The following is a 3,807-nucleotide window of genomic DNA, read 5'->3' on the forward strand; positions in this document are numbered from 1 at the left end:
TCTCATGAGTATCAAACAAAAATTATATTCACTGGGTGCTATTGCGGTTATCGGGGTTCTGGTAATGTTAGCCACTACCACACATTTTTCCCAAACCACCGAAACGCTCAATCAAGCCATTAACTTAGTCGATAAACTTGAAATTAGACTGCTCAATTTGCGGCGCAATGAGAAAGATTTTCTTCTGCGAAGCGACGTGAAATACCTTGAAACCTTTAAAAAAAACAGCACTCTTTTTTTAGATCTGGAACAGCAACTTTCCCTCATCCTGTTAGATCGAGATCTCCCCTCTAGTAGCCAACTCCGACAAGATCTTTTGGCTTATAAACAAGGTTTTGAAAAATTGGTGCAGGCTTATAGCCTATACGGATTAAATGAAAAATCCGGCCTTTTAGCCACTTATTTACAAGCATTGGAAACCATAAAACCTAATGCTGATGATGCATTACTTTTAGAGCTGATGGCGTTTGATCAAAGCGTGCAGGTTGGAGAGCTGCAAAACAGCACAGTGACTAACCGTTTTCCGGCATTAGCACAGGCCGCCCAACAGCTTGTCGATCAGAAAAAAGTGATTGGTTTGAAATATAATCAAGGGCTACTTGGTGAAGTACGTAACCTTTCTCATAATGTTGAACAACAGTTTGTTACCTTTTCTGAAGTGTTAAATAAAGAGATTACAAGTATTGAGCAAGAACTTAACTATGTGAAGCAAGGGCTCAGTGCGTTAGTGATCGTGCTAATCCTTGGATTTATTCTCCAAATAGCGCGCTCCATTAACGTGCAAGTGAGTAAGTTGTTATCAGTGATGCAAATGATTTCAAACAGCAACAACATCAGTTTGCGTGTTGAACTGACTGGCCGCAACGAGCTGGTATCGATCGCAACTTATTTTAATACCTTACTCGATAAGTTCGAAACTCTTATCGCTGGCTCTCAAACAAAGTCTCACCAGCTATCGAACAGTACATCAAGTATGCATAACGAATTAGAAGATGTGATTGAACAGTTTCACGTTCAGGCTGACCACACCACGACAATGGCAACGGCCGTTCAAGAAATGGTGTCCACCATCAGCGAAATTTCAGAAAGTACTAGTGTAGCAGTAGAAGGTGTACACAAAGCCGCGCACAATGCTCAGCAAGGACGTTTAGTGGTGGAATCAACGGTAAAAAATGTCGATGAACTCTCACGAACATTGGAAAAAAGTCAAATCTCCATCGCCTCATTGAACAAGCATGTCGAACAAATTGGCGGTGCTGTTAACATCATTCAAGGTATCGCAGAGCAGACCAATTTACTGGCATTAAATGCCGCGATTGAAGCCGCTCGCGCCGGAGAACAAGGCAGAGGCTTTGCTGTGGTCGCCGATGAAGTCCGCGCACTTGCCAGCCGCACGCATCAGTCAACGGAAGAGATCACCAATGTCGTTTCTGCAATTCAAAGCCAAATGAGCACCGTTGTCACTGATATTGCACAATGCAACACTCAAGGCCATGCGACGCTAACGGCTTCAGGAGAACTGGATAATAGTTTACGTCAGATTCTCTCTGACATGGAAATGATACAAAGTAACTCTGAGCGAATCGCCTCTGCAATTGAAGAACAAGGCATTGTGATGAACCAAGTCAGTGAATCGATCACCGAACTTAACTCTATCTCTGATAATAATATGCACTCAGCTAAACAGTGTTTGATTGAAGTCGATATCGTTTCCAAGCAAGCAAACGACATGGACAACGCGGTCGCCGAATTCCAGACTCAGAAATCCGTCAGTTAGCCAATGTATAGAGATAAAATATAGCGAGAGTTAGTGAAAAGGGTCTAGAGTTAGACCCTTTTATTCATGTTTGCTTAAAGCATAACAAGATGTGGATTACTTTTGTATTCCTTCAACATAGAGTTCCATATCGACATAGCTTGAAGCGCCCATTACTGCAATATTGAAATCCGCGAGTTCGATACGTGTTGTCCCCGAAAAACCAGCGCGTTGGCCACCCCATGGGTCTTTACCTGCACCAATAAATTCTGCATCAATAGTAATGGGTTTGGTTTGACCATGCAGAGTAAGATCACCGAGCACTTCTAGTTTACCATTCCCTTTATCAACCACTTGAGTACTGGTAAACGTGGCTTGTGAATATTTTGATGCATCAATGAAATCAGCACTACGAATATGTTTATCACGTTCAGCATGGTTACTGTCCAAGCTGCGAGTATCCACATTAACTTTCACTTTTGAGCTTGCAAGGTCGTTAGGATCGTAGGAAAACTCACCATCAAACTTGTTAAAGCGGCCCTTGGTAAAGCTATAACCAAGATGGCTGACTTTAAAGTTAATTGAAGCATGCGCACCTTTGGTATCTATAACATAGTCAGCAGCGTTTGCACCTAGCGGCATGAGTGTTGCGAAAGCCAATCCAGTAGCAAGTAACGTTTTCTTCATTTAGAAGCTCCTATCATTTTTCGTAGCGTATCGTCTTTATCAATAAAATGGTGCTTGAGTGCGGCAACAGCGTGCACGCCTGCTAAAATAATCAGCGTCCAAGCTGCGTAAAAGTGAACCGTACCAGAGAGATCGGCTTGTCCTTCAAACAACAAGCCCATACTTGGTACAGTAAACCAATTGAAAACATCAATCCCTCGGCCATCTTCTGTTGAGATCAAATAGCCTGATACAAACAGCGTCATCAATAATAAATACATTAATCCGTGCGCCGCTTTAGCCGCAATGCGCTCATAGTGGCCGCCACCAATGGCAGGAGAGACACTCACCAACTTCCATAGTATGCGGAACAGGGTGACCGCGAGCAGCAACAAACCGACAGATTTATGCCAATGTGGCGCGGTGTTATACCATTGACTGTAATAGGTTAACTCAACCATCCAGATCCCAGCACCAAACATACCGATGATAACGAGTGCGGATAACCAATGGATAAGACGCGTGACTAAGTTGTAATTTTTAACTTCAGTTGTCATAAATTTTCTAAACCAGCAAGTGAAACAGCAACAAAGTGAATTGAATCTATATTCTAGCCTAAATTATTAACACAGTATTTACCATACTTTACATTGTGGACATACTTTAGTACTGATTGAGTTATTCGAAAAAACTGAAGGAACTTATTGTGGATATAGATAACCACGACTTAGGCTCAAACAACTTGAAACAACGGTAGCTTCAAATCATAAGGGTTTAACACCTATAGAATGCTCGTATTAGAAGAATAGTGTGAAAGATCAAGAACTCGCCATTTGCTGCTCGTGCTTGTTGATAACTGTGGTAATCTTGTTTGGCTTTATTAAAGGAGAACAATGAGTTGCTACTGGACATACTCACGCAAAGCGTCAACGAATTTCAAGCTGACTGCCTAAAACTTTGTGAAAAGCACTACCCCACCATACACAACCAAGGAATGAGTGAACATCACTTAGGACTGGCTTTTGCTCGCAGGTTGGCTCGTACACTCAGTGAATTTGGGCACCCATGCCACTATTCTGTTATTGAATCAATCCCTCAGCGAGACATGCCACACCATTACAGAGTGAGCAGTGATGCAGGAACAGTATGGATCCTGACTCACCATATGGTCAGTGCTGGTAAAACCTGTCGAGAAAAGTTGATGCAAGACATTGCGCAGTGGAAATATGAGTACGCTTACGCGATTCAACCGAATGATTTACTGTTATTACTGACCGATCACTGGATCAGTCGTAGCCAAAAAAGTCGCGAGTTACTTCATTGGTGGACAGGGCAATTACCCGATGAAATAGATCAATACCTCGCACAAGGTATCACGCTGTATG

General features: G+C 42.5%; 4 protein-coding genes. 2 read left to right on the forward strand and 2 right to left on the reverse strand.

What is annotated here, in order from left to right; translation table 11 throughout:
* The first annotated feature begins 4 nt into the window (after positions 1-4).
* Positions 5-1,777, forward strand: coding sequence for a methyl-accepting chemotaxis protein (locus B9J84_RS01940; RefSeq protein WP_094123417.1), 1,773 nt, complete (start codon positions 5-7; stop codon positions 1,775-1,777).
* A gap of 96 nt (positions 1,778-1,873) precedes the next feature.
* Here B9J84_RS01940 and B9J84_RS01945 read toward each other — a convergent pair whose 3' ends face one another.
* A complete protein-coding gene (locus tag B9J84_RS01945) occupies positions 1,874-2,443 on the reverse strand; it encodes a YceI family protein (RefSeq protein WP_013867851.1) in 570 nt (189 codons plus the stop codon).
* Positions 2,440-2,979, reverse strand: a complete 540-nt coding sequence (locus B9J84_RS01950) for a cytochrome b (RefSeq protein ID WP_017047204.1) — start codon at positions 2,977-2,979, stop codon at positions 2,440-2,442. The genes B9J84_RS01945 and B9J84_RS01950 overlap by 4 nt, the downstream gene beginning before the upstream one ends.
* A gap of 341 nt (positions 2,980-3,320) precedes the next feature.
* Between B9J84_RS01950 and B9J84_RS01955 the strand changes: the two genes are divergently transcribed.
* Positions 3,321-3,807: hypothetical protein (locus B9J84_RS01955; RefSeq protein WP_094123416.1), on the forward strand; the 487-nt coding region annotated here is incomplete at its 3' end.

This window comes from Vibrio sp. V03_P4A6T147 (assembly GCF_002241085.1).
Classification (GTDB): domain Bacteria; phylum Pseudomonadota; class Gammaproteobacteria; order Enterobacterales; family Vibrionaceae; genus Vibrio; species Vibrio anguillarum.